The 25,611-nt window shown below is 61.6% G+C and carries 24 protein-coding genes and 1 tRNA gene; 14 read left to right on the top strand and 11 right to left on the bottom strand.

Translation table 11 applies throughout. The features are described 5' to 3' along the window. Window positions 1–21 precede the first annotated feature (21 nt). The 7 genes from OE747_RS03580 to OE747_RS03550 all read left to right on the top strand — a co-directional run bounded on the left by OE747_RS03580 (window position 22) and on the right by OE747_RS03550 (window position 8,648). Window positions 22–1,551 (top strand): benzoate-CoA ligase family protein, encoded by a 1,530-nt coding sequence (locus OE747_RS03580; RefSeq protein WP_263827233.1) that lies wholly within the window; start codon window positions 22–24, stop codon window positions 1,549–1,551. Between the two features lie 3 nt (window positions 1,552–1,554). Further along, the gene (locus tag OE747_RS03575; RefSeq protein WP_263827232.1) at window positions 1,555–2,370 is read left to right on the top strand and encodes an alpha/beta fold hydrolase; all 816 of its coding nucleotides are present in this window, start codon (window positions 1,555–1,557) and stop codon (window positions 2,368–2,370) included. A 105-nt stretch (window positions 2,371–2,475) separates the two neighbouring features. Further along, window positions 2,476–2,802 carry a DUF309 domain-containing protein gene (locus tag OE747_RS03570; protein ID WP_263827231.1) on the top strand — a complete coding sequence of 109 codons (327 nt, stop codon included), beginning with the start codon at window positions 2,476–2,478 and terminating at the stop codon, window positions 2,800–2,802. A gap of 166 nt (window positions 2,803–2,968) precedes the next feature. Beyond that, a complete protein-coding gene (gene boxC, locus OE747_RS03565) occupies window positions 2,969–4,630 on the top strand; it encodes a 2,3-epoxybenzoyl-CoA dihydrolase (RefSeq protein WP_263827230.1) in 1,662 nt (553 codons plus the stop codon). A gap of 74 nt (window positions 4,631–4,704) precedes the next feature. Next, entirely contained in the window at window positions 4,705–6,156 is a 1,452-nt protein-coding gene (gene boxB / locus OE747_RS03560) for a benzoyl-CoA 2,3-epoxidase subunit BoxB (RefSeq protein WP_263827229.1), read from the top strand. A gap of 293 nt (window positions 6,157–6,449) precedes the next feature. After that, on the top strand, window positions 6,450–7,634 hold the full coding sequence (gene boxA / locus OE747_RS03555; RefSeq protein WP_263827228.1) for a benzoyl-CoA 2,3-epoxidase subunit BoxA: 1,185 nt from the start codon (window positions 6,450–6,452) through the stop codon (window positions 7,632–7,634). A 96-nt stretch (window positions 7,635–7,730) separates the two neighbouring features. Further along, the gene (locus OE747_RS03550; RefSeq protein WP_263827227.1) at window positions 7,731–8,648 is read left to right on the top strand and encodes a helix-turn-helix transcriptional regulator; all 918 of its coding nucleotides are present in this window, start codon (window positions 7,731–7,733) and stop codon (window positions 8,646–8,648) included. A gap of 83 nt (window positions 8,649–8,731) precedes the next feature. On the opposite strand, the gene OE747_RS03545 is transcribed toward OE747_RS03550, so the two are convergent. Both OE747_RS03545 and OE747_RS03540 read right to left on the bottom strand, forming a co-directional pair. Next, a complete protein-coding gene (locus OE747_RS03545) occupies window positions 8,732–9,946 on the bottom strand; it encodes a winged helix-turn-helix domain-containing protein (protein WP_263827226.1) in 1,215 nt (404 codons plus the stop codon). 4 nt (window positions 9,947–9,950) lie between these two features. Then, on the bottom strand, window positions 9,951–10,976 hold the full coding sequence (locus OE747_RS03540) for a LacI family DNA-binding transcriptional regulator (protein ID WP_263827225.1): 1,026 nt from the start codon (window positions 10,974–10,976) through the stop codon (window positions 9,951–9,953). A gap of 117 nt (window positions 10,977–11,093) precedes the next feature. Between OE747_RS03540 and OE747_RS03535 the strand changes: the two genes are divergently transcribed. Continuing rightward, window positions 11,094–11,170, top strand: a tRNA-Arg gene (locus tag OE747_RS03535). Window positions 11,171–11,193: 23 nt separating this feature from the next. Here OE747_RS03535 and OE747_RS03530 read toward each other — a convergent pair. Both OE747_RS03530 and mbfA read right to left on the bottom strand, forming a co-directional pair. Further along, window positions 11,194–12,123: an AEC family transporter gene (locus tag OE747_RS03530; RefSeq protein ID WP_263827224.1), complete on the bottom strand. Its 930-nt coding sequence runs from the start codon at window positions 12,121–12,123 to the stop codon at window positions 11,194–11,196. Between the two features lie 45 nt (window positions 12,124–12,168). Next, on the bottom strand, window positions 12,169–13,143 hold the full coding sequence (gene mbfA, locus OE747_RS03525) for an iron exporter MbfA (RefSeq protein ID WP_263827223.1): 975 nt from the start codon (window positions 13,141–13,143) through the stop codon (window positions 12,169–12,171). 132 nt (window positions 13,144–13,275) lie between these two features. On the opposite strand from mbfA, the gene OE747_RS03520 reads away from it, so the two are divergent. After that, window positions 13,276–13,893 (top strand): TetR/AcrR family transcriptional regulator, encoded by a 618-nt coding sequence (locus OE747_RS03520; protein WP_263827222.1) that lies wholly within the window; start codon window positions 13,276–13,278, stop codon window positions 13,891–13,893. A gap of 61 nt (window positions 13,894–13,954) precedes the next feature. Here the strand turns inward: OE747_RS03520 and rpsO are convergent, their stop codons facing one another. The 6 genes from rpsO to rbfA form a co-directional block, all read right to left on the bottom strand. Continuing rightward, a complete protein-coding gene (gene rpsO, locus OE747_RS03515; protein ID WP_263827221.1) occupies window positions 13,955–14,224 on the bottom strand; it encodes a 30S ribosomal protein S15 in 270 nt (89 codons plus the stop codon). 154 nt (window positions 14,225–14,378) lie between these two features. Then, window positions 14,379–15,395, bottom strand: a complete 1,017-nt coding sequence (locus OE747_RS03510; RefSeq protein WP_263827220.1) for a calcium-binding protein — start codon at window positions 15,393–15,395, stop codon at window positions 14,379–14,381. Window positions 15,396–15,490: 95 nt separating this feature from the next. After that, window positions 15,491–15,997: a DUF1643 domain-containing protein gene (locus OE747_RS03505; protein WP_263827219.1), complete on the bottom strand. Its 507-nt coding sequence runs from the start codon at window positions 15,995–15,997 to the stop codon at window positions 15,491–15,493. A 241-nt stretch (window positions 15,998–16,238) separates the two neighbouring features. After that, on the bottom strand, window positions 16,239–17,144 hold the full coding sequence (gene truB, locus OE747_RS03500; RefSeq protein WP_263827218.1) for a tRNA pseudouridine(55) synthase TruB: 906 nt from the start codon (window positions 17,142–17,144) through the stop codon (window positions 16,239–16,241). A gap of 71 nt (window positions 17,145–17,215) precedes the next feature. Then, entirely contained in the window at window positions 17,216–17,953 is a 738-nt protein-coding gene (locus tag OE747_RS03495; protein WP_263827217.1) for a phosphodiester glycosidase family protein, read from the bottom strand. Continuing rightward, window positions 17,950–18,345 (bottom strand): 30S ribosome-binding factor RbfA, encoded by a 396-nt coding sequence (rbfA, locus tag OE747_RS03490; protein ID WP_263827216.1) that lies wholly within the window; start codon window positions 18,343–18,345, stop codon window positions 17,950–17,952. Before rbfA ends, OE747_RS03495 begins: the two co-directional genes overlap by 4 nt. 87 nt (window positions 18,346–18,432) lie before the next feature. Between rbfA and dapB the strand changes: the two genes are divergently transcribed. From dapB to OE747_RS03465, 5 genes are all read left to right on the top strand, one after another. After that, window positions 18,433–19,242, top strand: coding sequence for a 4-hydroxy-tetrahydrodipicolinate reductase (gene dapB, locus OE747_RS03485; RefSeq protein ID WP_263827215.1), 810 nt, complete (start codon window positions 18,433–18,435; stop codon window positions 19,240–19,242). A 107-nt stretch (window positions 19,243–19,349) separates the two neighbouring features. Further along, window positions 19,350–20,774, top strand: coding sequence for a circularly permuted type 2 ATP-grasp protein (locus tag OE747_RS03480; protein WP_263827214.1), 1,425 nt, complete (start codon window positions 19,350–19,352; stop codon window positions 20,772–20,774). A 3-nt stretch (window positions 20,775–20,777) separates the two neighbouring features. Beyond that, window positions 20,778–21,722 carry an alpha-E domain-containing protein gene (locus OE747_RS03475; protein ID WP_263827213.1) on the top strand — a complete coding sequence of 315 codons (945 nt, stop codon included), beginning with the start codon at window positions 20,778–20,780 and terminating at the stop codon, window positions 21,720–21,722. 3 nt (window positions 21,723–21,725) lie between these two features. Continuing rightward, window positions 21,726–22,526, top strand: coding sequence for a transglutaminase family protein (locus tag OE747_RS03470; RefSeq protein WP_263827212.1), 801 nt, complete (start codon window positions 21,726–21,728; stop codon window positions 22,524–22,526). Between the two features lie 9 nt (window positions 22,527–22,535). Continuing rightward, the gene (locus OE747_RS03465; protein ID WP_263827211.1) at window positions 22,536–23,267 is read left to right on the top strand and encodes a proteasome-type protease; all 732 of its coding nucleotides are present in this window, start codon (window positions 22,536–22,538) and stop codon (window positions 23,265–23,267) included. Between the two features lie 36 nt (window positions 23,268–23,303). Here the strand turns inward: OE747_RS03465 and OE747_RS03460 are convergent, their stop codons facing one another. Further along, window positions 23,304–25,502 carry a DEAD/DEAH box helicase gene (locus OE747_RS03460; protein ID WP_263827210.1) on the bottom strand — a complete coding sequence of 733 codons (2,199 nt, stop codon included), beginning with the start codon at window positions 25,500–25,502 and terminating at the stop codon, window positions 23,304–23,306. Window positions 25,503–25,611 lie beyond the last annotated feature (109 nt).

Raw genomic sequence — 25,611 nt, 5'->3', positions numbered from 1 at the left:
AGTCACCGGGAGGAGAACGGGATGAGCGGAAACGCCGCGCATTACTTTGTGGATCGGCACATTGACGAAGGGCAGGGCGACCGCCCCGCCTTTCGTGAAGCCGCAGGGCAAAAGCGCAGGATCAGTTATGGCGCGCTGGCCACGGAGAGTGGCCGTGTCGCGGGCGCTCTCGCCCGCGCCGGTATCCCGCGCGAGGCGCGTGCCGCCATGCTGGTGCTGGACCAGGTGGAGTTTCCGACCTTGTTCTGGGGATGCCTGAAGGCGGGCGTGGTGCCGGTGCCGCTGAATACATTACTGGCGACCTCTGTCTATGATGTCATCCTGAACGATAGCCGGGCCAGTATTCTGTTTGTGTCCGAAGAACTTTGGCCCGTAGTGCAGCCCGCTGCCGAGGCATCTCCGCATCTGACCCGGATCGTGGTCGTCGGTGCGGCGCCTGCGGGCACGCAGAGCTATTCGGATTTCATGCGCGACGCCGATATTCTGCCTGCGGTTCAAACCTCGTCAGACGATGTCGCCTTTTGGCTCTACTCCTCGGGGTCGACGGGGCAACCCAAAGGCGTTCGGCATGTGCATGGCAGCCTCAGGGCAACGGCGGATACTTACGGCGCGCAGGTGCTTGGAATAGAACCTGACGATCTGGTCTTTTCCGCAGCCAAACTGTTCTTTGCCTATGGGCTGGGCAACGGCATGACCTTTCCGATGTCGGTCGGGGCAGAAACGATCCTGTTCAACGGACGCCCCACGCCGGAAGGGGTGCGCGATATCATCGTCGCCGAGCGGCCAACCGTGTTCTGCGGGGTACCGACGCTTTACGCCGCGATGGTCGCCATGCTGGACCGCGAGGGTGTGCCGGATGTTACGCTGCGCCGCTGCATCTCGGCCGGTGAGGCTCTGCCAGAAGAGATCGGGCGATCGTGGCGCCGGCAGTGGGGCGTCGATATTCTGGATGGTGTTGGCTCGACCGAGATGCTGCATATCTTTCTGTCGAACGCGCCGGGCGACGTGGTCTATGGCACCTCGGGACGCGCGGTGCCGGGATACGAGGTGCGGCTGGTCGATGAGAGTGGCGCCGATGTCGGACCCGGAGGCTTGGGAGAGCTGCTGGTGCGCGGTGCTTCGGCCGCGGACGGCTATTGGAACAAGCGCGACAAGAGCCGCGCCACGTTCGAGGGTGAGTGGACCCGCACAGGCGACAAGTACGAGCTGACGCCCGGGGGCCGCTATATCTATTGCGGGCGCACAGACGACATGTTCAAGGTTTCGGGCATCTGGCTGTCGCCCTTTGAGGTGGAGCAGGCCCTGGTGGCGCATCCGGCGGTGCTGGAGGCGGCGGTGGTGGCGGCCCGCGATGCCGATGGGTTGGAAAAACCCAAGGCGTTCATCGTGCTCAAGACGGCAGAGACCGAAGGGCTGGCGGATATCTTACGCGACTTCGTCAAGGAGAAGGTGGGTAAGTGGAAATACCCCCGCTGGATCGAGTTTGTCGAGGATCTGCCCAAGACTGCCACAGGCAAGATCCAGCGTTTCAAGCTGCGACAGGAGGGGTGAGAGATGGAATGGAGTTCTACGCCGACCGAAAAGCTGCGCGTCAACGGCGCGGCGCTGGAATACGCCTGCTACGGCCCGGCGCCGTCCGAGGCGCTGACAATTGTCCTGTTGCACGAAGGCTTGGGATGCGCTGCCCTATGGCGGGATTTTCCAAGTCGGCTTGCCGAACGCACCGGGCTTGGCGTGCTTGTCTATTCGCGCCAGGGCTATGGCAAGTCTGATCCGATTGCCTTGCCGCGACCGTTGGACTTTCAGACGCGCGAGGCTTTGGATGTTCTGCCTGGGGTTCTGGACGTTACTGGCGTCGAGCGTGCCATTCTCTTTGGGCATTCCGACGGGGCGACAATAGCGGCGATCTATGCCGGCAGCGTCGAGGACCGGCGCGTGCGCGGTCTGATCCTTGAGGCGCCGCATTTCTTTACCGAACCGGGCGGGCTGGCTTCGATTGCGGCCGCGCGCGAGGCATATGAGAGCGGCGATCTGAAAGCGAAAATGGCCAAGTACCATCTTGACCCTGACGGAGCCTTCAAGGGTTGGAATGGTGCATGGTTGGATCCGGGTTTTGCCGCATGGAACGTGGCCGAGGTGATCGACTATATCCGGGTTCCGATACTGGCCATCCAGGGGCGGCAGGACCAATATGGCACCATGGCGCAGATCGAAGAGATCGAAAATCGCGCCTATTGCCCGGTCGATACGTTGATCCTCGATTGCCAGCATGCACCACATCAGGAGTGTCCGGAGCAAGTGCTGGACGCGGTGGGCGAGTATTGTGCCCGGCTGATCCGTATCGAGGCCGCCCAGGTCATTCCCGCCTGAGCTATGGCATTGTGTCTGTCATATCCGGCTTATGTCCCCGGTCGGACAGCCCGCCCGCCTGAGGACGCGTTTCTCGATTTGCGCAAAAGCGTAACGGTGGGAATGATGGAAGATGAACTGGCCGCTTGCCCAGCCTGGAGGGCGGGTTGGCAACTCTACGGCGCGGGCTATTTCTGGGAGGCGCATGAAGTCTGGGAGCCCGTCTGGATGCAGTTGCCGCCGAATTCAGCCGCGCGTCATGTCGTGCAGGCATCGATTCAGCTGGCCAATGCAGAGCTCAAGATACAGATGGACCGCCCTCGGGCCGCGCGGCGCCTCTGTGCTCTGGTCCGGGAACATATCGACAGGACCGGGGGAGAACGGGCGATGGGGTTGTGTTCTGACGATCTGGTGGTGCTCGTTGAAAAGTTGGAAAAACGACTCACGAAATAGGCATAATAATGCATAAAATAGCTATCAGATTATGGGCCCGTGGTACTTTTTTCGGCAAAATACTGATAGTAAAGAAAACTAAATATGCAATATCTTGCTTAAAATCTATTGCCAAAGTGCTGCTGAGCACTAAAATGCACCTCAACCTCAAGTTTTGGAGTCTAACATGACCCACCGTATCGACTTTCAAACCGATCCCTCCCGCTATCGTCATTGGCGCGTGGAGTACGACGGCGAGATCGCCAATCTCTACATGGATGTGGATGAGCAGGGCGGGTTGTTCCCCGGATATGAGCTAAAGCTCAACTCCTATGATCTGGGTGTCGATATCGAATTGGCCGATGTCGTCCAGCGGATGCGGTTTGAGCATCCCGAGGTCAAGGTGGTGGTCATGCAATCGGCCAAGGACCGCGTGTTCTGTGCCGGTGCGAATATTCGCATGTTGGGCGGCGCCAGCCATGCCCACAAGGTCAATTTCTGCAAGTTCACCAATGAGACCCGCAACACGTTCGAGGCCGCCGAGGCCGACAGCGGCCAGAAATACATCGCGGCGGTCAAGGGCGCCTGCGCGGGCGGCGGGTATGAACTGGCGCTGGCTTGCAACTATATCCTGCTGACCAATGACAGCTCTTCCTCGGTGGCTTTGCCTGAGGTTCCGCTTCTGGCCGTTCTGCCGGGCACCGGTGGGCTGACGCGCGTCACGGACAAGCGCAAGGTGCGTCGCGATCTGGCCGATGTGTTCTGCTCGGTCGAAGAAGGTGTAAAAGGCCAGCGCGCCGTTGATTGGCGGCTGGTGGACGAGATCGCGCCAAATTCCAAGTTTGATGAGGTCGTGCAGGAACGCGCCCGCGAATTCGCCGCAGCCAGCGCCAAGCCTTCGAACCTGACGGGGATCGAACTCACCCCGCTCGACCGGCGCTTTGCCGAAGACGGCTCCCTTACTTATTCCGCCGTCGAGGTCTCGATCGACCGGGCCGGTGGCCGGGCAACGCTGACCATCACAGGCCCGTCCGATCCGGCTCCGGCCTCGGTGGCGGAATTGCAGTGGCAGGGGGCGCAAGCCTGGATCCTGCGCGCCGCCCGCGAGTTGGACGACGCCATCCTGCATCTGCGTCTGAATGAACGCCAGATCGGCACCCTGGTGTTCCAGACACAAGGCGACCCGACTGCGGTTTTGGCGCATGAAGCGCTTTTGCTGGCCAACCGTGACCACTGGCTGGCGAACGAAATCCTGCACTATTGGAAGCGCGTCCTGAAGCGGGTCGACATGACCTCGCGCAGCCTCGTCGCCATTGTCGAGCATGGCTCTTGCTTTGCCGGACCCTTGGCGGAGTTGCTTTGGGCGGTAGACCGGTCTTACATGATGCTCGACGAGTTCGAAGGCGACAATCGCCCACTTGCGGCGGTGACTTTGAGTGAGGGGAATTTCGGCCCCTACCCGATGGGCAACGATCTGACGCGCTTGCAGACCCGGTTCCTGGGTGCTCCGGAAACGGTCGATACCCTGCGTGGCCATGTCGGCAAGGCGCTGGAGGCCGCTGAAGCCGAAGAACTGGGTCTGGTGACCTATGCCTATGACGATATCGACTGGGAGGATGAAGTGCGCATCTTCCTTGAGGAGCGGGCGAGTTTCTCGCCTGATGCGATGACGGGGATGGAGGCGAACCTGCGGTTTGCCGGTCCCGAAACGATGGAAACACGCATCTTTGGCCGCCTTACCGCGTGGCAGAACTGGATTTTCCAGCGCCCGAACGCGGTAGGTCCTGATGGTGCGCTGCAACGCTACGGCACCGGTGTGCGTGGCGACTACAACATGGAACGTGTCTGAGGAGGGGACAGATTTTTCGCCGAAAAATCTGTTGAAAAATCTTTGCAAGATTTTTTCCCGCAAGGAGGAAAGCAATGCTCGACCTGATCAACGTAAGCTACGACACCCAGATCCCCAACAACGTGGGGCTGAGCCAGGACAAGAAGGTACTGAAGGCGCTGGAGAAATGGCACCCCGGCTACATCAACTGGTGGAACGACCTGATCCCGCAGAATTTTCAACAAAGCATGGTCTATCTGCGCACCGCCGTTTCGGTGGACCCGAAAGGCTGGGCCAAGTTCGATTATGTGAAGATGCCCGAATACCGTTGGGGCGTGCTGCTGGCACCGCAGGTGGAAAACCGCACAATTCCCTGTGGCGAGCATTACGGACAACCCGCATGGCAGGAAGTGCCGGGTGAGTATCGCAACCTGCTCAAGCGGTTGATCGTGATCCAGGGCGATACAGAGCCGGCCTCGGTTGAACAACAGCGCTTGCTGGCGCTGACCGCGCCTTCGCTTTACGACATGCGCAACCTGTTCCAGGTGAACGTCGAAGAGGGCCGCCACCTCTGGGCGATGGTCTATCTGTTGCACAAGTATTTCGGTCGTGACGGTCGCGAAGAGGCCGATGACTTGTTGCGCCGCCAGTCGGGTAGCGAAGAGGCCCCGCGGATGCTGGGCGCCTTCAACGAGGAGACGCCGGATTGGCTGTCGTTCTTCATGTTCACCTATTTCACCGACCGTGACGGCAAGATGCAGCTGGAAAGCCTGGCGCAATCGGGGTTCGACCCGCTCAGCCGCACCTGCCGCTTCATGCTGACCGAGGAAGCGCACCACATGTTCGTGGGCGAAACTGGCGTCGGCCGCACCATCGAACGGACCTGCCAGGTGATGAAGGAGAATGGGATCGACGATCCGTTCGATGTGGACCGTATCCGCGGCCTCGGCGTGATCGACCTGCCGCTGATCCAGAAGAAGCTGAATCTGCATTACACGCTGTCGCTGGATCTGTTCGGTCAGGAAGTTTCGACCAACGCCGCAAACGCATTCAACGCCGGTATCAAAGGCCGCTACATGGAGGCGCGCATCACCGACGATCACCAGTTGCAAAGCGATACCTACGTGGTCTGGGATCTGGTCGATGGCAAGGCAGTGCAAAAAGAAGTCCCTGCCCTTACCGCGATCAATATGCGCCTGCGCGATGATTACACCAAGGACGCCGCGGGTGGCGTTGGCCGCTGGAACAAGATTATCGAGAAACACGGCATCGACTTTGAATTGAAGCTGCCGCACGAAGCGTTCCATCGCAAGATCGGCGTCTTTGCCAACCTTCCTTTCGATCCCGAAGGCAAGGTTGTGACCGGGGCCGAGTATGACAAAGGCCTGCCCGAGTGGCTGCCGACCCACGCCGATGGCGACTATATCCAGTCGCTGATGAAGCCGTGCTACGAGGCTGGCCAATACGCCCGCTGGATCGCCCCGCCGAAGGTTGGCATCGACAACAAGCCTGGCGATTTCGAGTATGTAAAACTCCATATGGCCTGAATTTGTTCACAGGCGGGAACCGTGGGCGGAAACAATTTGTGACCCGCCCGCGGATTGACGGACAGGGGTATTCTCCTGTTCGCTGATCCCAGCCTGATCGGAAAATGCGAGGACCCGACCATGCAGATTGACCGCTCAAAGTCCGAAACGCCACGCCTTCAGGCGCTGGCCGGTCAGATATCTGCATTGCAAGGTCCGTGTGTTGGGTGCTCTGACTGCGTGGGTCTGTGCAAGGCACTGATTGATACGCTGATCGTTCCCGACATCGTTCTGACCAGAAAACAAGAGACCCCATGACACAGCCGATCAAGCAGCACCTGATCGACCCCGAAATCTGTATCCGCTGCTATACATGCGAAATGACCTGTCCCGAGCAGGCCATCGAACATGACGACATGAATGTCGTCGTGGACGTGGACAAGTGCAAGTTCTGCATGGATTGCATTCCGGTCTGTCCGACGGGATCCATTGATAACTGGCGCATTGTGGCCGAGCCATATTCGCTGGAAGACCAATACGCTTGGACGGATTTGCCCGCTCAGGAAGACGTGGCGGGCGACGATGCCGGGCTCGAAGCCCTGGACGACGCGGTCGCGGCGCTCTTGGCCGAGGCGCACAAGGGGGTCGGTGGCAAGTCACGCGCACCTGCAACAGCGGCCAAGCCGACAATCAACCTATATACGCTGGGCAAACCTGCCGAAGCGCGGGTGACCGGGAATTTCCGCCTGACGGCCGAAGGTAGTGACAGCGATGTGCGTCACATCATCCTGGACTTTGGCGGCCAACCCTTTCCCGTGCTCGAAGGTCAAAGCATCGGGATCATTCCGCCCGGAACAGATGCCGAAGGCAAACCGCATCTGCCGCGTCTGTATTCGGTTTCAAGCCCCCGCGATGGCGAAAGACCCAATTTCAACAACCTCTCGCTGACCGTCAAGCGAGAGCCGCATGGCGTGTGCTCGAACTTTGTCTGCGATCTGAAGCCGGGCGATACCGTGCGGGTGACCGGCCCGTTTGGCGCGACCTTCCTGATGCCATCGGATCCGAACGCGCATTTGCTGATGATCTGCACCGGAACCGGCTCGGCCCCCTTCCGCGCCTTCACCATGCGGCGCCAACGGGAGAACCCCAAGCTCAAGAACTCCCTGACCCTCGTTTTCGGCGCTCGTCGGCAACAGGAATTGCCCTATTTTGGCCCATTGGGAAAGGTTCCAGAAAGCTTCATGGCCAAGCATTTTGCCTTTTCCCGGCAAGACGGGGAACCCAAACACTATGTGCAGGACAAGCTGCGCGCCGAGGCAGACCGCATTGGTCAGTTGTTGCTGGAGCCGTCGACCCATATCTATGTCTGCGGTCTGAAGGCGATGGAGCAGGGGGTAGAGGAAGCGCTGAAGGATATTGCGCGGGCACGGGGCGTTGTCTGGACCGAATTGCGAGACCAGATGCGCGATCAGGGCCGTTTCCATGTGGAGACCTACTAAGGACCTGCTCAGGGTTCATCTGCTTGTGGATTGGATTGCACCCGCGGGTCTCCTGCCGTAATATTGCGCAATATTTTGCACAAAGCTGCAGGTAGCATGACCGAGATAACCAATTTCCGCGGCGAAACGGCGTCAAACGGACCGGCAGACAGTGCAGAAGCCCAGGTTTCGGCCCTGATCGCGAGGGTTGGGGACCGGGTTCGGGCCGCCCGGCAGCGGAAGGGAATCCCTCGGCGTGTTCTATCCGAGGCGTCCGGTGTATCGCCACGCTATCTGGCGCAACTCGAAGCGGGCGAGGGGAATATCTCGATCGGTCTCTTGCTGCGGGTCGCGATTGCGCTTGATCATCGGATCGAGTGGCTTGTTGGTCAAGACGACCCGTGGACCTCCGAAGCGTTGCGTGTCGCTGACCTGTATCGGGTCGCCAAGTCCGACGTGCAACAAGCCGTCCTGCGCGCGCTCAGTCCTGAACCGGCCGAGGCGATCCGGGCCCAACGGATCTGCCTGGTCGGTCTGCGCGGCGCGGGAAAATCCACCCTTGGGGTCCGCTTGGGGGCGGAGTACGGTTTGCCCTTCGTGGAACTCAATGACGAGATCGAGGAGCAGGCCGGCATGCCCGTGGGCGAAGTCATGGCACTCTACGGTCAGGAAGGATACCGCAAGCTCGAAGCGCAGGCGGTCAGCAGGGTCGTGGCCAAACACGAGGCGATGGTTCTGGCGGTTGCGGGCGGGATCGTCGCCGAACCTGAAACCTACAACATGCTCTTGACCCATTTCCACACGATCTGGCTGCGCGCCGATCCAGAAGAGCACATGGAACGGGTCCGGGCCCAGGGCGACGAACGCCCGATGGCCGGAAATCCCGAGGCCATGGAGCAGCTGAAATCCATTTTGGCCAGCCGCGAGATTCTCTATGGCAAGGCACTGGCCCAACTCGATACATCGGGCCAGTCCGTCGAAACATCGCTGTTGCAACTCAAGGCATTGGTAAACGACCGCGGCTACCTTGGTTAGGTCCGATCGGGCAGCCAGTTCATGCTTCTTTCTGGTTGGAAATACTCCGGGGGGTCTGGGGGGCTGGCCCCCAGCCTCAACGTTCAATGCGGTGCCCTGATCCAGTCCGCAGCAAACACGACCCGTTCGACGCCTGCCAGGCGACGAACTCGGTCAAGTTCGGCTTCCAGCTTCCGGGTACGGGCCTCTGACCAGCGCAAACCACGCTCTGGCCAAAACGCTCTGACCCGCAACTCGCTACAGTCTCGATGTGCCTTCATGTCGATGCGACCGACCAGGCGGTCACCCTCAAGCAAAGGGAAGACGTAGTAACCATAGACCCGCTTCGGTTCCGGGACAAAAACCTCGATCCGATAATGGAAGCCAAACAGTCGTTCCGCGCGTTTCCGGTCTCGCAGAGCGGGGTCAAAGGGGCTAAGCACCCGGATCCGGCCCGGCGCCTGCGGAGCGATGGCCGCCTGCTCGCTCACATCCGGCCTGGCCAGTACCTTGCGCCAGCTTCCGTCGGCGCTCTGAATCTCGATCTGTTCCAGATTTCCGCGCGACAGTTCGCCTTCCGCCCAAACCTTCGTCTCGGCCGGGCTGGCGCTGTCCCAGAAGGCAGCCAGCTCGCCCATCGTGGCAAAGCCTAGACGGTCAAGGGCCGCGTTGCAGAGCCAGTCGATCGTATTAGCCGGATCGCAGTCGATTGCCCCGGGGCAGAGGTGCTCTTCGATCACCCGTTCGGTCAGGTCATAGCGTTTCTGGAACCCCTCGCGCCCGATCACCGTCAGCGCGCCTGAGCGCCAGAGGTATTCCAGCGCGGTCTTGGATGGGTGCCAGTCCCACCAGCCGCCAGATGATTTCTCTTCGTCCTTGCCGACATCCGAGGAACCGACCGGCCCATGATCGCGGATGTGATCCAACACGGCGGCGAATTTGCCCTCGAACCCGTCGCGGCGCCAGTTCCTCCACCTTGCGCGCAGCATCTCGGCATCGCGTTCAAACCGCAAATGCCAGTGCGGATAGAACGCCATCGGGATGACGGCGGCGTCATGGGTCCAATGCTCGAAAAGAGCCCGGTCCCGCTCATACAGCCGTTTCAGATCGGGCGAGCGATAGGCGGGGCGGCGCGAGAACAGGATCATGTCATGCGCCCGCGCCACGGTGTTGATACTGTCGAGCTGCACAAAGCCGAGCCGGGTGATCAGGTCAAGCAGATCCGCCCCGCGCGCCGGGCCGTTGGGTTGTTCCGCCAGCCCGTGCCGATCCAGGAACAGCGCCCGCGCCGCGCGGTTGTCGAGCCGTTGCAGCGCCACGTGATCAGCGCCGTTTCAGCGTATCGCCATAGCTGATCTTGGGCTCGAGCGTTATCCGGGTTTCGATATCGGCCTCGGGGTCTTCCAGCCGCTTGGCGATGATCTCGGCCGCCTTGCGCCCGATCTCCAGCCGACAGGCATCCATCGTGGCCAGCTTGCGCGGCAGGCCCTGGAGCAGTTCTACATTATTGAAGCCCGCCAGCCCGATCTGGCCGGGAATGTCGATCCCCTGTTCGAGCAGGTAGAGCAGACCGCCCGCCGCGATCATGTCATTGGAGTAATAGAGGAAATCGAGGTCGGGCGAACGTTCCAGCATGGCTTGCGTCATCTCACGCCCCTTGGCCAGCGCCGAACCGCCGGAGTAGAACTCGCGATCCTCGATCTCGACCCCGTTCTTGCCCAGCACCTCGGTAAACCCTTCGAACCGTTTGCGGGCGCGATAATCGAGCGGCATCTTGGTGCCCATGAAGCCGATCCGGCGATAACCCGCCTTGAGGATCGCCTGTGCCATCTCGCGCCCGGCGCGGCGGTGCGAAATGCCCACCATCGCATCCACCGGCTTGCCGTCGCTGTCCATGATCTCGACCACAGGAATCCCGGCGGCATCCAGCATGGCGCGTGCCGCCTCGGAATGCTCCAGCCCCGCGATGATCACGCCCGACGGGCGCCACGAGAGCATCTCGTAGAGCACCTTTTCCTCTTTTTCGGGCAGGTAATCGGTGACGCCCACCACCGGCTGAAGCTCGGTATCCTCCAGCACCTGGTTGATGCCAGTCAGAACCTCGGGGAACACCATGTTCGACAGGGACGGGATGATCACCGCCACCAGATTGACCCGGTTCGACGCCAGCGCGCCGGCGATCTTGTTGGGAACGTATCCCAGTTCCTTGGCTGCGGCGAGCACGCGGGCACGGGTTGCATCCGAAACATCCCCCCGATTGCGCAATACGCGGCTGACGGTCATTTCCGAAACCCCCGAAGCTTCGGAGACATCGCGAAGGGTGAGCGGGCGTTTGGTGTCGGTTGTCAACGGCGTACCTGCACTGATTTGGTTGTACTTGGATGCTAGCGCGAACAGGTTGGCACGTTCAACTGCTACGCATTGTCCGATGACAAGCCTTTCAAACCCCGTTAGAGAGGGCCCCGTGGCCCCGTGGCTCAATTGGATAGAGCAGCCCCCTCCTAAGGGGCAGGTTACAGGTTCGAATCCTGTCGGGGTCACCAGCATCTGGTGAACAGAATAAGGCTCAGGGGGCGCTGACCCAGGCGATGAAGGCCGGAACGGTCAGGATGGAGGCGGCAGTCGAAAGCAGGATCGCGGCGGAGACACGTTGCGGGGCAACGCCGTAATGAGCGGCCAGCATGTAGACGTTACCAGCGACCGGAAGGGCCGCGGCGGAAATCGCCACCGAGGCGGTGAAGGCGTCGACCGGAAACACCCAAAGCACTGCAAGCGCCACCAGAACCGGATGTACGATCAGCTTGCAAAAACTCAGCCAGGCCGCGATCTGCACCCGCTCGGCCGAGCGTTCGGCAAGAGAGGCGCCGATCGCGAACAGGGCGCCGGGGGTTGCGGCCCCGCCAAGGATCGTCAGGAAGTCGTTCATCGGGTCAGGCACCGGCAACCCGATGGCCGACCACGCCAAGCCAGCCGAGATAGAGACGATCATCGGGTTCCTGACCAGCCCGAGACCGATCAGGCGCAGGGTGGCGAGGGTCAGGCGACCGTCGCGTCCGCCGTTGATCAGGATCACGATGAGAGACGAGAACACCACCAGATCGACCGAGAGGATCAGCATGATCGGACCGATCGCCGCTTCGCCAAACAAGAGCGCCAGCATCGGCAGCCCCAGAAACCCAGTATTGCCGATGGCGGCACATTGCGCCTCGACCGCCGCTGTCGGAACGTCGAGGCGCCTGAGAAAGGCGACCAGCATCCCGATGCCGTAAACCCCTGCTGTTCCCCACAAGTACCCGGCGACGAGTTGGCCATCGAATATCTCGTTGAACGGCAGGTTGGCGGAAAACCGGAACAGCATCGCCGAAAGAGCGAAGAAGAACACGAACTTGGTCAGATAAGCGGTGGCTTCAGGGCTGAAGAAACGGCTGCGCCCGGCCCAGAAGCCCAAACCGATAATGGCAAAGAACGGGAGTGTGCGCAGAAAGATCTCGACCATGCTCGATCTGGTAACATTTTCTGACCTGATGGCAAGAGTGGCCGTCTAGCCGCTGCCGATCAGGACACCAGCGGCCAGGACCAGCGCGCCACCAAGAACAACCTGGAAAGCCGCGCGAAAGAAGGGGGTCTCCATGTACCGGTTCTGAATCCAGGCGATGGCCCAAAGCTCGAAGAAAACAATGATCACTGCGAGCGTCGTTGCGGTCCAGAAATCAGGGATCAGGTAAGGCAGCGCGTGACCCAGGCCGCCGAGTGTGGTCATCACGCCGGACGCGATACCGCGTTTGACCGGGGAACCGCGCCCCGAAAGCTCGCCATCGTCCGAGGCGGCCTCGGTAAAGCCCATCGAGATACCGGCGCCGACGGATGCGGCGACGCCCACCAGGAACGTGGTCCATGTGTCCTGGGTCGCGAATGCCGTGGCAAAGATCGGGGCCAGGGTCGAAACCGATCCGTCCATCAGGCCGGCCAGGCCCGGCTGCACCCAGGTCAGGATGAACTGACGCCGCGCGGTGGCTTCCTCTTTTGCGCGGCTGTCTTCGTCAAGATGGGCCTCCTCCAACTCGGTTGCGGTGGCCTGATGCCCAGCCTCTGCCGCGGCCAGATCTCCCAACAGCTTGCGTGTGGCCGCATCGGTCGAGCGCGCGGCGGCGGCAAGATAGAAACGTTCGGCGTCGCGCTCCATTGCTTCGGCCTCGGTCCGGATACGTTCGATCCCAAGGTTCTCAACCAGCCAGACAGGGCGGCGCGCGTAGTAGCCCGCCACATGCTCGCGCCGGATCAGCGGTATCACCGACCCAAACCGCCGCTCGTGCAGGGCGATCAACTGGGCGCGATGTTCATCCTCTTCTGCGGCCATGCCATCGAACATGCGGGCCGACGCGGGAAAGTCGGCGCGCAATAGTTCGGCATAAGAACGGTAGATGCGCGCGTCGTCCTCTTCCGAGGAAATCGCCAGGGCGATGACTTCCTGCTCAGAGAGGTCTCGGAAATGTTTGCGATAGGAAAGAAAGCGCATCCGGCAGCCCCGTGAATTAGAATTATTCTAAGATAGCACCGGTCCGCAGGCATGCAACCCGTTCCACCCGAATCGTTGAAACTCTAGCTCCCGCTCCATACCTTGGAAAAACGGAATATCTGAGGAGTGAGGATGACGCAGGCCGCCATCATCGTGCGTACCGGGCGCAAGTTCGAACAGGTGCTGAGAGGCGCGCGCGAGGTCTTTATGGCGGACGGGTTCGAAGGGGCGAATGTCGACGATATCGCGCGTGTCGCCGGCGTGTCCAAGGCCACGCTTTACAGTTATTTTCCGGACAAACGCCTGCTGTTCATCGAGGTCGCGCAGACAGAATGCCAGTTGATGGCCGAACGCATTCTGTCGATGATCGACGAAACCCGTCCGGCCCGTGAAGTTCTTACAATCACCGCGACGCAGTTGGTCGCGTTTCTTACATCCGATTTCGCGCAGCAGGTTTTTCGTATCTGTCTTGCGGAACGTGACCGTTTTCCAGAGTTGGCCCGCGCCTTTTATGCTGCCGGTCCCGAAAACGGACAGCAGCGCATCTGCGAGTATCTTGAAAAGGCAGTCGCCAAGGGTGAGCTGCTTATCGAGGATATCCCGATGGCCGCCGAGCAGTTTTCCGAGCTTTGCAAGACCCGGCTTTGGACCCGGGCCGTGTTCGGCATTCAGAACAGGTTCACCCAGGCCGAGATTGACGAGGTGGCGCTGCACACCGTCGACATGTTCATGGCGCGCTACGGCGCCTGAACGCAAAAACGCCCGCCAAAGGCGGGCGTTCCAGCAAATCCGTTTCCGGTTTTGGTCCGGATCAGCGACGCAGGCCCAGACGTTCGATCAGCGACGAATAACGTGCTTCGTCCTTGCCCTTCAGGTAATCCAGCAGCTTGCGGCGCTGCGCCACCAGCTTGAGCAGACCACGGCGGCCGTGGTTGTCTTTCTTGTGGGTCTTGAAGTGCTCGGTCAGGGTCGCGATGCGCGAGCTGAGGATCGCAACCTGGACTTCGGGCGAACCGGTGTCGCCGTCCTTGGTTGCATATTCTTTCATCACGCGTGCTTTTTCTTCGGCAGTAATCGACATCGGGGTCTCCTTGTCAGGTTAGAGTGAATGGCGCAGGCCGGGATGTCGTCCAGCTCAGGCCCATGGAGATTGGCCACCGTGAAAAAGATTCCACGGCGGATGCGGGCCTATACGCGTTTATTTCTCAGAGCGCAAAGGGAAACTTCCCCGATCCTTAGTTCGGCCAGTTTTGCTGCGCCAGCACGTTCTCTCGGATCAGCAGAATGTCCGACGGAAGCACTTCGCTTTCGCTATGAAGGACGGCAACCTGTTCGCCTTCGACGGAAACACGGGTCAAGCCGGGATTGTCCGGGTCCTTGCTGATCTCGATCGCCGGATCGGCGTCGCTGTCGGTGTTCCAGATGACCTGCAACTGATCGACCCCCGGTTCGAAATCCATGATCTGGACAGGGGCACCATCGGTAACCCAATGACCGGCGAAAACCGCATCTTCACCCGCCCCAGTCGTGACGATATCGCCGGCACCGGCAAAAATCGTGTCCTGCCCGTCGCCACCGTTCAGGTAATCGACATCCTGTTCGCTTGCGGCAAGCGGTGCATGGTTTGTTCCTTCGATCCCGGATATCACATCGTTTCCGAAACCGCCGAACAGGCTGTCTTCTCCCGTTCCTCCGGTGAGCGTGTCATCGCCGTGTCCGCCGTGCAGCGCATCGTTGTCCGCGTCCCCGTCCAGCCGATCGTTATCCTGCCCGCCATGAAGGTTGTCCTGGCCCGCGCCGCCTTGCAACAGATCGGCACCGAAATGCCCAAACAGGCTATCGTCCCCGTCGCCGCCGTCGAGCGTGTCATCATCATCTTCGCCATGGAGCAGATCATCCCCGGCGTCGCCGTCGATCCGGTCGGCGCCAGCCGACCCATAGATCGTGTCCCGCCCATCCTGACCAGACAGCGTGTCGTCCGCGTCATACCCGTTGATCTGGTCATCGCCCTCGCCCCCGGTGATCGCGTCCGCGTCATCCGTTCCGGGAAGCACCAGATACTCGGTCAAATCGCCTGTCTCATTGCCCGTTGCCGCACCTGAGTTCTGCTCTACCGCAAGTTCGGCCTCGGGTTCCGGAACAAGGCCCTCGCCGCCGCCTTCCTCGTCTGACAACTCGTCTTCGGCGTCCGACGACATGAGAACCATTCCCCCGACGGCGGCCAGCCCTAACAGACTTGCGAGCATCAACATGGTGAACTCCGAACACACCTTACCCCATCCGCAAATATCTCATGGCGGACCTAGTTGGGTCAAAGCGTTTTGGATCAAATGGTTAACGGTTTGAGCTAGATCCAGAGAGCGGGCTGCTGACTGTATCCGATGTACAGTGGATGCTTGGGGTGCCCGTCCTTGGTCAGCCCAAGATGAAACAGCGGCAAGCCGGTGTTCCGCAGCAGTCGCTCAACATCCGGTCCACGGCCCAGATGCGCGCCATGCGTGCCCCAGGCGGCCACGATCTGATCGGCCCAGTCCGCGCCGTCCAGGATGGCATGGTCGTTGTCGGGCCCGACGGGATCCTGCGCCGCGCGCATCTTGCGTGGATCCGTGTCGCGCCAGGCAAAGATGTTGGTGACCCGAAAGGCACCAAATCCCAGTGTCCTTGCTCGCCGCTCACAGCGTTCGACGGTGGGGTCGTTCTGTACCTCGGTCGCAGTCGAGGGGTTGAGCATCACGAACAGCGCCTTGGACCCGGCCGTGTCCCACACGCGGGTCAGGCTGTAGCGGTACCGCTCGCAATCCGAGTAGACGGCGGTTGAGGGCGCATCGCCCTTGGTATGGCAACGGGTGATCATGCGTGATCCGTCAAACTCCCAATTTGATACCGCAAGAGATGGGCTATGATCCCGTTTGTGCCATCGCCGCCTGACAATGCCAATGGAGACTGCGGTGCCACCGGAAAAAGCAATCGAGCGACAAGACGTCGATTCAAGCTTCAAAAGTGCTTTCCGGCAAAAAGAAGCCCGCCAAAGGAGGTTAAGTCTCTGGCAGCATCTGTGCTGTCTCAAGACGAAACAAAAGGTAAGCGCAAGTAAGCTAGGCCACAAAGACCCTGACCGGGTGCAGCTCACCCGATTTGTAGATCCCCACGGCGACCGGGCGGCCCTCGAACGAGGCCCAGGCCTCGTCGCCGTACTCGGCCTCACCGGGATAGACCATGCCCGCGTTCCCGTTGCGCAGGCGCTGGGCGCCCTCGGGCGTGCATTTCAGTTCCGGCAGGTCGGCAAGACCGGCCTCCAGCGGCAACAGGTGTTCGTCCAGCGCGGGGGTCTTGGCCAGCGCGTCGACCTCTTCCAGACTGATTCCGTCTTCGGCCTCGAAGGGACCGGACCAGATGCGGCGCAACTCTCTGACATGACCGTGGCAGCCCAAAGCCGCGCCCAGGTCGCGGGCGATGGCGCGGACATATCCGCCCTTGCCACAGGTCATTTCCAGTACCACGTGATCGGCATCGGGCCGGTCCACCAGCACCAGTTCCTCGACCCACAAAGGGCGCGCTGCGATTTCGAATTCTGCGTCGTCGCGAGCAAGTTTATAGGCGCGTTGGCCGTCGATCTTGACCGCTGAAAACTTGGGCGGAACCTGCATGATTTCGCCCAGGAAGGGAAGCAGCGCCTCCTTGATCTGCGCATCGGTCGGGCGCTGGTCGCTCTCGGCGATCACCTCGCCCTCGGCGTCGTCGGTATTGGTGGCCTGCCCAAGCCGCACGGTGAACACATAGGCCTTGAGCGCATCGGTGATGTAGGGAACGGTCTTGGTCGCTTCGCCCAGTGCAATGGCCAGAACACCCGTGGCCTCGGGGTCGAGCGTGCCCGCATGACCGGCCTTGTTGGCGCCCAGCGCCCAACGCACCTTGTTGACGACGGCGGTCGAGGTGATGCCGGCGGGCTTGTCCACCACCAGCCATCCCGAGATATCGCGTCCCTTGCGTTTGCGTGCCATGTCGTCCTCACTGGGTCCAAGGCGCGCCGGTTAGCCCATTGTGAAGAGGCTGTCAAACCGTGCGGGCGCGGTCACGGACCGCTTGCCACCACGCCCACGATCGGGCCCATCGAAAAGCCCGGATCCGAGCGCCCAAGCTGTGGAGCATAAAGGCGTGAGATGTTGCCGTCGAAGTAGAGCGCATTAGGCACCTTCAGCACATCCCGGAACAGGCTGCCGAATTCATGGAACGTGACGGCGTTACCGGAAATGGCAAAAACCGCCCTCGTCCCATCGGCGCTGGTACCGACCCCGTTGCGGATATAGCGCGATGTCGAATCCGGCAGGAACCGCGGATGCAAGGCGCCGTCGATCACCAGCATCGGCCCGGACTGGGTGGCATAGGCGCAACCGGGCCGATCCGCATCATAGGCCAGCGTCTCGATTACATCGGCGCGCCCTGCCCGGATGCAGAAAACACCATTGGGCAACAGACCAAAGTTGCCCGGCCCCGCATTCGTGATAACGCGTTTCTGTTCCCTGCCGTTTTCGATATAGTGCCCGACCGGGGAGCGGTCGGTGTGATACATGCCCGCGTTCATCGCAAAGGCCAGCCGCGTGCCCTCGGCTCGCAGGGTCGAGTCCACGGCAGAGAACTGGCCCAGAAGCTTGCCCTGGTCATCGTTGAGAAACAGGCGCAATTCTTCGGTGCGCGGATCGACCTCGCACACGGTGTACAGATTGCCCTGATGCGTCAGGTCGCGACATTCCACCGCCGCCGCAGGCCCCGCCGCGGCAAACGCCAGAAAAGCCGCGACACAGCGGATCACTCGTCCAGATCGCGGCGCACCGCGTCCTGATCGAATATCCGTCGCGTCTCGTCGAGCCGGTCGAATGTCTCGTCCAGCCGGAACCGCAGATCCGGGGTGAACTTCAACCCCAGTTTCTTGCCGACCACCCGGCGCAGCTCGGTCTTGTTGCGGGCGAGGAGTTGCAGCACATCCTCTTGCCCCTTGCCACCCAGCGGCAGCACAAAAGCTGTTGCGATCTTCAGATCGGGCGAAGTGCGCACTTCGCCCACGGTGATCGACAGACGGTTGAGGTCTGGATCATGCACATCGCCACGCGCCAGCACCTCGGACAGGGTGCGGCGGATTACTTCACCGACGCGCAACTGGCGTTGCGAGGGGCCGGGACCATCATGAAACTTGTTCTTTGCCATGGTTTTGATCTACGCCCAAAGCCGGGCTTTGCCAAGCGGCCCCGAACAGGCTAGGACGCAGAAGGCCAAGGACAGGAAGGACAGCCCATGACCCATATTCCAGGTATCGTGATCACCGGAGCGTCGGGCCGTATGGGACAGATGCTGGTGCAGACTGTAGCCGACAGCGACAAGGCACGCTTGGTGGGCGCGGTCGAGCGTTCAGGCCACGCCTGGGTTGGCCGCGATGTGGGCGAGGCGATGGGCGGTCAGCCTCTGGGCGTTACTGTCACCGACGATCCGCTGGAGGCATTTGCACGCGCGCAGGCGGTGATCGACTTCACGGCGCCTGCCGCCACGCTGGAGTTTGCGGCGCTGGCCGCGCAGGCCCGTTGCGTGCATGTGATCGGAACAACCGGCATGACGCCCGAGCAGATCGCCGCGCTGGAGCCCGCGTCGCGCCACGCCGTAATCGTGCGCGCCGGAAATATGAGCCTGGGCGTTAACCTGCTGGTGCAACTCACCAAGAAGGTCGCCGCCGCTCTGGACGAGGATTTCGATATCGAAGTCATCGAGGCGCACCATCACCACAAGGTCGACGCGCCGTCGGGCACCGCGCTGATGCTGGGTGAGGCCGCCGCCGAAGGGCGCGGCGTGGACCTGAAGGATGTATCGGATCGCGCCCGTGATGGAATAACCGGTGCCCGTAGGCGAGGGGCCATCGGTTTCCACGCCATTCGTGGCGGCGATATCGTTGGAGAGCATGACGTGCTCTTTGCGGCGCCGGGGGAGCGAATCGTGCTCCGCCACATCGCCACCGACCGGGCGGTGTTTGCCCGTGGGGCGCTCAAGGCTGCGCTGTGGGGGCAGGGCAAGGCGCCTGGTCAGTACGACATGGTCGATGTTCTTGGGCTTTGACACCAGTTCAGCTTGAGATGCTCAAGTTTTGAGCGCTCCGACCGAAACGTGGTGACGCGTTCGGCAATGTCATTGTCTTTCGGTAGGGCTGGCATACACTGGGCGTTATGAAACAAGAACAATCGTTCGACGAAATGTGGGGGCAGGACAGCGCGTTGCGCGACGCCTACTCCGATTTCAACACCTGGTTCGAGGGCCAGGAGCCTTCGCGTTTGCGCAAGAAACAGGCAGAAGCGGAGCGGCTGTTTCGGCTGACAGGTATCACCTTCAACGTCTATGGGCGGGCCGAGGCGACCGAAAGGCTGATCCCCTTCGACATCATTCCGCGCATCATCTCGGGGCGGGAATGGTCACGCCTCTGCCGTGGCATCGAACAGCGGGTCCGGGCGATCAACGCCTTTCTGCACGACATCTATCATCGGCAAGAGATCATCCGTGCCGGGCGGTTGCCTGTCGAAATGATCGCGAAGAATGCGGCGTTCCTGCCGCAGATGATCGGCGTTTCGCCTCCGGGTGGTGTCTATACCCATATCGTCGGTATCGACCTTGTGCGCACCGGCCCGGATGAGTTCTTCGTGCTCGAGGACAATGCGCGCACCCCATCGGGCGTGAGCTACATGCTGGAGAACAGGGAGACCATGTTGCACATGTTCCCCGAGTTGTTCTCGCAGAACCGTGTGCAACCGGTCCAGAACTATCCAAGGCAATTGCGCCGCTCGTTGGCGGCTTGCGCCCCGGCGATGTCCGGGGACAGGCCCACCGTGGCGGTGTTGACACCGGGCATCTACAATTCGGCCTATTACGAACACAGCTTCCTGGCCGACAAGATGGGGGTCGAACTGGTCGAAGGCCACGATCTGCGGGTGGTCGATGGGCGCGTCGCAATGCGCACCACCCGTGGATACCAGCCGATTGATGTGCTCTACCGCAGGGTCGACGATGATTTTCTGGATCCGCTGAATTTCCATCCGGATTCGGCGCTGGGCGTTCCCGGTATTCTCGACGTCTATCGCGCTGGCGGCATCACTATCGCGAATGCTCCTGGCACCGGTATCGCCGACGACAAGGCGATCTATTCCTACATGCCCGAAATCGTCGAGTTCTATACCGGCGAAAAGGCCCTGTTGAAAAACGTGCCGACATGGCGCTGCAATGACCCTGACAGCCTCGCCTATGTGCTCGACAACCTGGCCGAGCTGGTGGTGAAAGAGGTCCATGGATCGGGTGGCTACGGCATGCTGATCGGCCCGACATCGTCGAAACGCGAACTGGAGGAGTTCCGCAGGAAACTCAAGGCAAAGCCCAGCAACTATATCGCCCAGCCGACGCTGTCGCTGTCGACCGTGCCGATCTTTACCAAGGCAGGGCTTGCGCCCCGGCATGTCGATTTGCGCCCCTTTGTCCTGGTCTCGCCGCAAGGTGTCGATATCACCCCCGGCGGCCTGACACGTGTGGCGTTGAAAAAGGGCAGCCTGGTGGTGAACTCATCGCAAGGGGGCGGCACCAAGGACACCTGGGTGCTGGAGGACTAGGACATGCTGGGAAAAACCGCAGGCGGCCTCTTCTGGATGTTCCGCTACCTCGAACGCTCGGAAAATACGGCACGCCTGATCGAGGCGGGTCAGCGTATCGCGCTCACCCGTTCCAGTTCGGCCGATGACGAATGGGCCAGCGTGCTGCAATCGGCAGGCGCCTATGGCGGATTTGTCGATATCCACGGCACCGAGATCAGCCGCGATGGCGCCATCGACTGGATGTTGCGCGACTCGGACAACCCGTCTTCGGTCCTGAACATGGCCGAGGCCGCGCGCAACAATGGCAAAACGGTCCGCACGGCGCTGACACGTGAGGTTTGGGAAAGTATCAACGAGAACTGGATGACGCTGCGCGATGCCCTGGCGCGCAAGGTCCCTGAACGTGATCTGCCCGATGTGCTGGCCCTGATCCGGCAGCGCTCGGCCTTTGTGCGCGGCGCCATGCATGGCACCATGCTGCGCAACGACATCTATGATTTCGCCCGGATCGGCACGTTCATGGAGCGGGCCGACAACACCGCGCGGATTCTGGATGTGAAGTATTACGTGCTGCTGCCCTCGGTGGTAGCGGTTGGAACGTCGATCGACAATGTTCAGTGGCAGACCATCCTGCGCTCGGTCTCGGCCGAAGGCGGGTTCCACATGACATTCGGCCAGGATGCCCGGCCACGGGAGATTGCGCAGTTCCTGATGCTCGACAAGCGGATGCCGCGCAGCCTGGCCTTCTGTGTCGGCAAGATCCGGGACAACCTGGGATACCTGGCCGATGACTATGGCGCGCGTCTATCCTGCCATGATCTGTGTGACCAGTTGGCCGAACACACCATGTCGCATGCCATTGACGAAATCATCGAGTTGGGACTGCATGAGTTCATCAGCGACTTTCTGAAATCCCTTGCCTCACTCGGCAGCCAGATCGAAACCGATTACAGGTTCTACAACTGACCCATGCGCCTCAGCATCAGCCATACCACTCGCTACGCCTATGACCAGCCTGTCCCATATGCCTTGCAGCAATTGCGGGTCACGCCAAAGTCCGGGCATGGACAGACCGTTCACAATTGGACGGTGACCGTCGAGGGCGGGCAAAAAGAAGCGAGCTTCGAAGACCAGCACCACAATATTGTCGACCTGATCAGTTTTACGCCAGGCACCACCGAGATCGCCGTGCATTGCAGCGGTCTGGTTGAGGTTGACGAAACCCATGGCGTCATCGGTCAGCATGGCGGCTATATGCCGATGTGGATGTTCCTGCGCGCGAACGATGTCACGAAAGCGGGGCCGCTTGTGCGCAAACTGGCTGCCGATGTCGATGGCGCGCCGGGAAGTCTTGACTGGCTGCACGCGCTTTCGGCGGCCATTCTTGGGGCGGTCGCTTATGAAACCGGAAAATCCGAGGTCGGCTGGACCGCCGAGGATGCACTCGAAGCCGGACATGGCGTTTGTCAGGACCATGCGCATGTGTTCATCGCCTGCTGTCGGCACTTGGGTATACCTGCCCGCTATGTGTCGGGCTACCTGATGATGAACGACCGGATCGAGCAGGACGCGACGCACGCCTGGGCCGAGGCCAACGTCGAGGGCCTCGGCTGGGTCGGTTTCGACGTGTCGAACGGGATTTCTCCCGACACCCGCTATGTGCGTGCGGCAACAGGGCTGGACTATGCCGAGGCGGCTCCGGTATCAGGGACGCGGTTCGGCACCGCAGGCGAGACCCTCATGGTGCAGGTTCAGGTCCAGCAGCAGTAAAGGCATGCTATGACATATTGCGTAGGGATGCGGCTCGATCACGGGCTGGTCTTCATGTCGGATACCCGCACAAACGCAGGCGTCGACAATATCTCGACCTTTCGCAAGATGTTCAGATTCGAGGAACCCGGCGAGCGATTCATCACCATCCTGACCGCAGGCAATCTCGCCACCACGCAGGCGGTGATTTCCATCCTCGAGGAACGTACCAAGGCGCCCGCGGACCGCAGCCCTTCGATCATGGAGGCGCCGTCGATGTTCCAGGTGGCACGGCTGGTGGGCCAGACCCTGCGCGAGGTCATCGCGGCCAATGCCGAAACCGGTCAGCGCGCCGATGCGGCGTTCAATGCGACGCTGATCGTCGGCGGCCAGATCGCGGATAACCCGCCGCGCCTGTTCATGGTCTATCCCGAGGGGAACTTCATCGAGGCTGGCGACGATACCCCCTATTTCCAGATCGGGGAAACCAAGTACGGTCGCCCGATCCTGGTCCGGGCCTACGAACCGGACATGAGTTTCGAGGCTGCGGTAAAACTGCTGCTGGTCAGTTTCGATTCCACGATCAAGGCAAACCTGTCCGTCGGTTTGCCGCTCGACCTGCAACTCTACGAGACCGACAGCTGCAAACAGGGGCTGACGCGTCGGATCGACGCCGAAGACCCCTATTTCCAGACCATCTCGACCGGCTGGGGTTCGGCCCTGAAACTGGCCTTCGACAGCCTGCCTGACATTACGCTCTGATCTGCCGCCCACAGGTGTGGACGGCAGCGACGGGCTTTATCCTTTACGGCGCGGCGGGGCGTCGCCGCCGCGACCTGCGGGTTTGCCCGAGGGGCGTGGGCCAGGCTTGGCTGGTTTGCCGGAACCCGGCTTGGCAAAGCGGGCGGGTTTTGCACCGTCCGGGCCGCTGCGAAACGGTTTGCCGCCCTCGGGTTTCGCGAAACGCGCCGGTTTTCCACCTTCGGGTTTGCCGCCGCGAAACGGCTTGTCGCCTGCCGGTTTCCCGGGGCGGGACGGTTTGCCGCCATCCGGCTTGGCGAACCGGGCCGGTTTGTCGCTATCCGACTTAGCTGCGCGGTAAGGTTTGCCACTACCGGGCTTGCCTGCACGGAATGAACGGCTGCTGTCCGCTGCGGCGGATGAAGCCGGGCGCGCGTTCTTGAACGGTTTCTTTGCGGCGGGCTTCGCCTCGACCGGTGCCGTATGTGCGGCAGGTTTCTCCGCCACCGGTTTGGGGCGCGGCTTGGCCGTTTCCTGTGCAACGACGTCTTTTTTCGGTTCCGGCGCCGCAACGGGCGCTTCGCGGGCGGTATCGCGCGGCGGGTGCGGTTCCTTGCGAGGTGGCCGGGCTGTCCGTTCTGTATCGCGGTCAAAACGCTTCTTGGGCGCACGCGCACGCGGTTCGTCCGCTGGCGCGCGGTCCATCGCCTTTGCGGTAATCTCGCCTTCGAGCACGCCTTTGGGACCAATATGGGCAAGGAAACCCTGAAGCGCGGCCTCAGCCAGTTCCACATGGGTCTCGTCCGCCTGCATCCGGATCTTGCCGATCTGGCTCTTCTCCAGGTTGCCGGCGCGGCAGAGCAGCGGCAACAGCCAGCGCGGCTCTGCCCGCTGGTTCCGCCCGACCGAAAGAGCCACCCAGGCCGACGGCCCAAAGCTCGCCGCAGGATCGGTGCGCACAGGCGCGCGGTTCAGTTCCTCGGGCGCGGTCAACCCGGCGCGGTGCAACCGCAAACAGGCGACAGCAATCTGCTCTGCGCTGAACCGCTGCATCAGATCGGCGGCGAACCGGGTTTCATCCTCGGCCACCTCGGCGGTCCACATCGGATCGTCCAGCAGCCGGGCCTCGTCCTTGGCCAGGATATCCTCGGGCGTCGGCGCAAAGGTCCATTCCGCCTCGATCTTGGCCCATTTCAGCAGGCGCTGCGCCTTCTTGGCGATCTTGTCCGACACGATCAGCGCCGAGATCCCCTTGCGCCCGGCCCGACCGGTACGGCCTGAACGGTGCAGCAGCCCTTCGGTGTTGATCGGCAGATCGGCATGGATGACCAGATCGAGGTTCGGCAGGTCGATGCCACGCGCGGCAACATCGGTCGCGACGCAGACCCGTGCACGTCCGTCGCGCATGGCTTGCAGCGCATGGCTGCGCTCGTCCTGGCTCAATTCGCCCGACAGGCTGACCACGGCGAACCCGCGGTTGGCGAACCGCGCGGTCAGGCGGGCGACGGCGGCGCGGGTATTGGCGAACACGATGGCGGTGGGCGCATCGTGGAACCGCAACAGGTTGATGATGGCATGTTCGGCGTCATGCGCCGCGACCTGTACCGCCTGATAGGCGATATCGGCGTGCTGGCTCTTGGCGGAAATCGTCGAGACGCGCACGGCCTCGCGCTGATAGGTCTTGGCCAGTTCCGCGATGGCGGGTGAAACGGTGGCCGAGAACATCAGCGTCCGGCGCCCCTCGGGTGCCTCGCCCAGCATGAATTCCAAGTCCTCGCGAAAGCCGAGGTCGAGCATCTCGTCAGCCTCGTCCAGAACCACGGCGCGAATGTCGCTCAGGTCCAGCGCGCCGCGCTCGATATGGTCGCGCAGGCGGCCCGGGGTGCCGACAACGATATGCGCGCCGCGTTCCAGCGCCCGGCGTTCGGTGCGGGCATCCATGCCGCCGATACAAGTGGCCACGCTGGCGCCGGTGCGGGCATAGAGCCAGATCAACTCGCGGCTGACCTGCATGGCCAGTTCGCGAGTCGGCGCCACGATCAGCGCCAGCGGCGCGGCCGGCGGGTCCAGGCGAAGGGCCTCACCTAGCAGTGTTGGCGCGATTGCCAGGCCAAAGGCCACGGTCTTGCCCGAACCGGTCTGAGCCGAAACCAGCAGGTCGGCTTCGGTCAGTTCAGGCGCGGTGACTGCCTGTTGCACATCGGTCAGCGTGTCAAAGCCGCGTTCGGCCAGAGCATCGAAAAGAGGGGAAGTCATAGGGGATTGTCCAGCAGGGCGCGGGACTCACCCGTCGCAAAGATTGCGCATATAGGGGAGCTGGGCCTGTTTGTCCATGCCTTGTGCTCAGGAAGGATTGCGAAACGTA

The sequence above is a fragment of the Ruegeria aquimaris genome (assembly GCF_025751555.1).
Lineage (GTDB): Bacteria > Pseudomonadota > Alphaproteobacteria > Rhodobacterales > Rhodobacteraceae > Ruegeria_B > Ruegeria_B aquimaris.
Note: the sequence above shows the minus strand (reverse complement) of the source record. Positions and strands in the feature narration are given on the sequence as shown.

Excerpts from the sequence above, each read along its gene's own strand:
- rbfA (WP_263827216.1), bottom strand. The coding sequence starts at position 18,345 with ATGGCAAAGAACAAGTTTCATGATGGTCCCGGCCCCTCGCAACGCCAG.
- OE747_RS03575 (WP_263827232.1), top strand. The coding sequence starts at position 1,555 with ATGGAATGGAGTTCTACGCCGACCGAAAAGCTGCGCGTCAACGGCGCG.
- OE747_RS03550 (WP_263827227.1), top strand. The coding sequence starts at position 7,731 with ATGACCGAGATAACCAATTTCCGCGGCGAAACGGCGTCAAACGGACCG.
- boxA (WP_263827228.1), top strand. The coding sequence starts at position 6,450 with ATGACACAGCCGATCAAGCAGCACCTGATCGACCCCGAAATCTGTATC.
- boxC (WP_263827230.1), top strand. The coding sequence starts at position 2,969 with ATGACCCACCGTATCGACTTTCAAACCGATCCCTCCCGCTATCGTCAT.
- OE747_RS03570 (WP_263827231.1), top strand. The coding sequence starts at position 2,476 with ATGGAAGATGAACTGGCCGCTTGCCCAGCCTGGAGGGCGGGTTGGCAA.
- OE747_RS03505 (WP_263827219.1), bottom strand. The coding sequence starts at position 15,997 with ATGATCACCCGTTGCCATACCAAGGGCGATGCGCCCTCAACCGCCGTC.
- truB (WP_263827218.1), bottom strand. The coding sequence starts at position 17,144 with ATGGCACGCAAACGCAAGGGACGCGATATCTCGGGATGGCTGGTGGTG.
- boxB (WP_263827229.1), top strand. The coding sequence starts at position 4,705 with ATGCTCGACCTGATCAACGTAAGCTACGACACCCAGATCCCCAACAAC.
- OE747_RS03460 (WP_263827210.1), bottom strand. The coding sequence starts at position 25,502 with ATGACTTCCCCTCTTTTCGATGCTCTGGCCGAACGCGGCTTTGACACG.
- OE747_RS03520 (WP_263827222.1), top strand. The coding sequence starts at position 13,276 with ATGACGCAGGCCGCCATCATCGTGCGTACCGGGCGCAAGTTCGAACAG.
- OE747_RS03510 (WP_263827220.1), bottom strand. The coding sequence starts at position 15,395 with ATGTTGATGCTCGCAAGTCTGTTAGGGCTGGCCGCCGTCGGGGGAATG.
- OE747_RS03475 (WP_263827213.1), top strand. The coding sequence starts at position 20,778 with ATGCTGGGAAAAACCGCAGGCGGCCTCTTCTGGATGTTCCGCTACCTC.
- OE747_RS03465 (WP_263827211.1), top strand. The coding sequence starts at position 22,536 with ATGACATATTGCGTAGGGATGCGGCTCGATCACGGGCTGGTCTTCATG.
- OE747_RS03530 (WP_263827224.1), bottom strand. The coding sequence starts at position 12,123 with ATGGTCGAGATCTTTCTGCGCACACTCCCGTTCTTTGCCATTATCGGT.
- OE747_RS03480 (WP_263827214.1), top strand. The coding sequence starts at position 19,350 with ATGAAACAAGAACAATCGTTCGACGAAATGTGGGGGCAGGACAGCGCG.
- rpsO (WP_263827221.1), bottom strand. The coding sequence starts at position 14,224 with ATGTCGATTACTGCCGAAGAAAAAGCACGCGTGATGAAAGAATATGCA.
- OE747_RS03470 (WP_263827212.1), top strand. The coding sequence starts at position 21,726 with ATGCGCCTCAGCATCAGCCATACCACTCGCTACGCCTATGACCAGCCT.
- OE747_RS03580 (WP_263827233.1), top strand. The coding sequence starts at position 22 with ATGAGCGGAAACGCCGCGCATTACTTTGTGGATCGGCACATTGACGAA.
- mbfA (WP_263827223.1), bottom strand. The coding sequence starts at position 13,143 with ATGCGCTTTCTTTCCTATCGCAAACATTTCCGAGACCTCTCTGAGCAG.
- dapB (WP_263827215.1), top strand. The coding sequence starts at position 18,433 with ATGACCCATATTCCAGGTATCGTGATCACCGGAGCGTCGGGCCGTATG.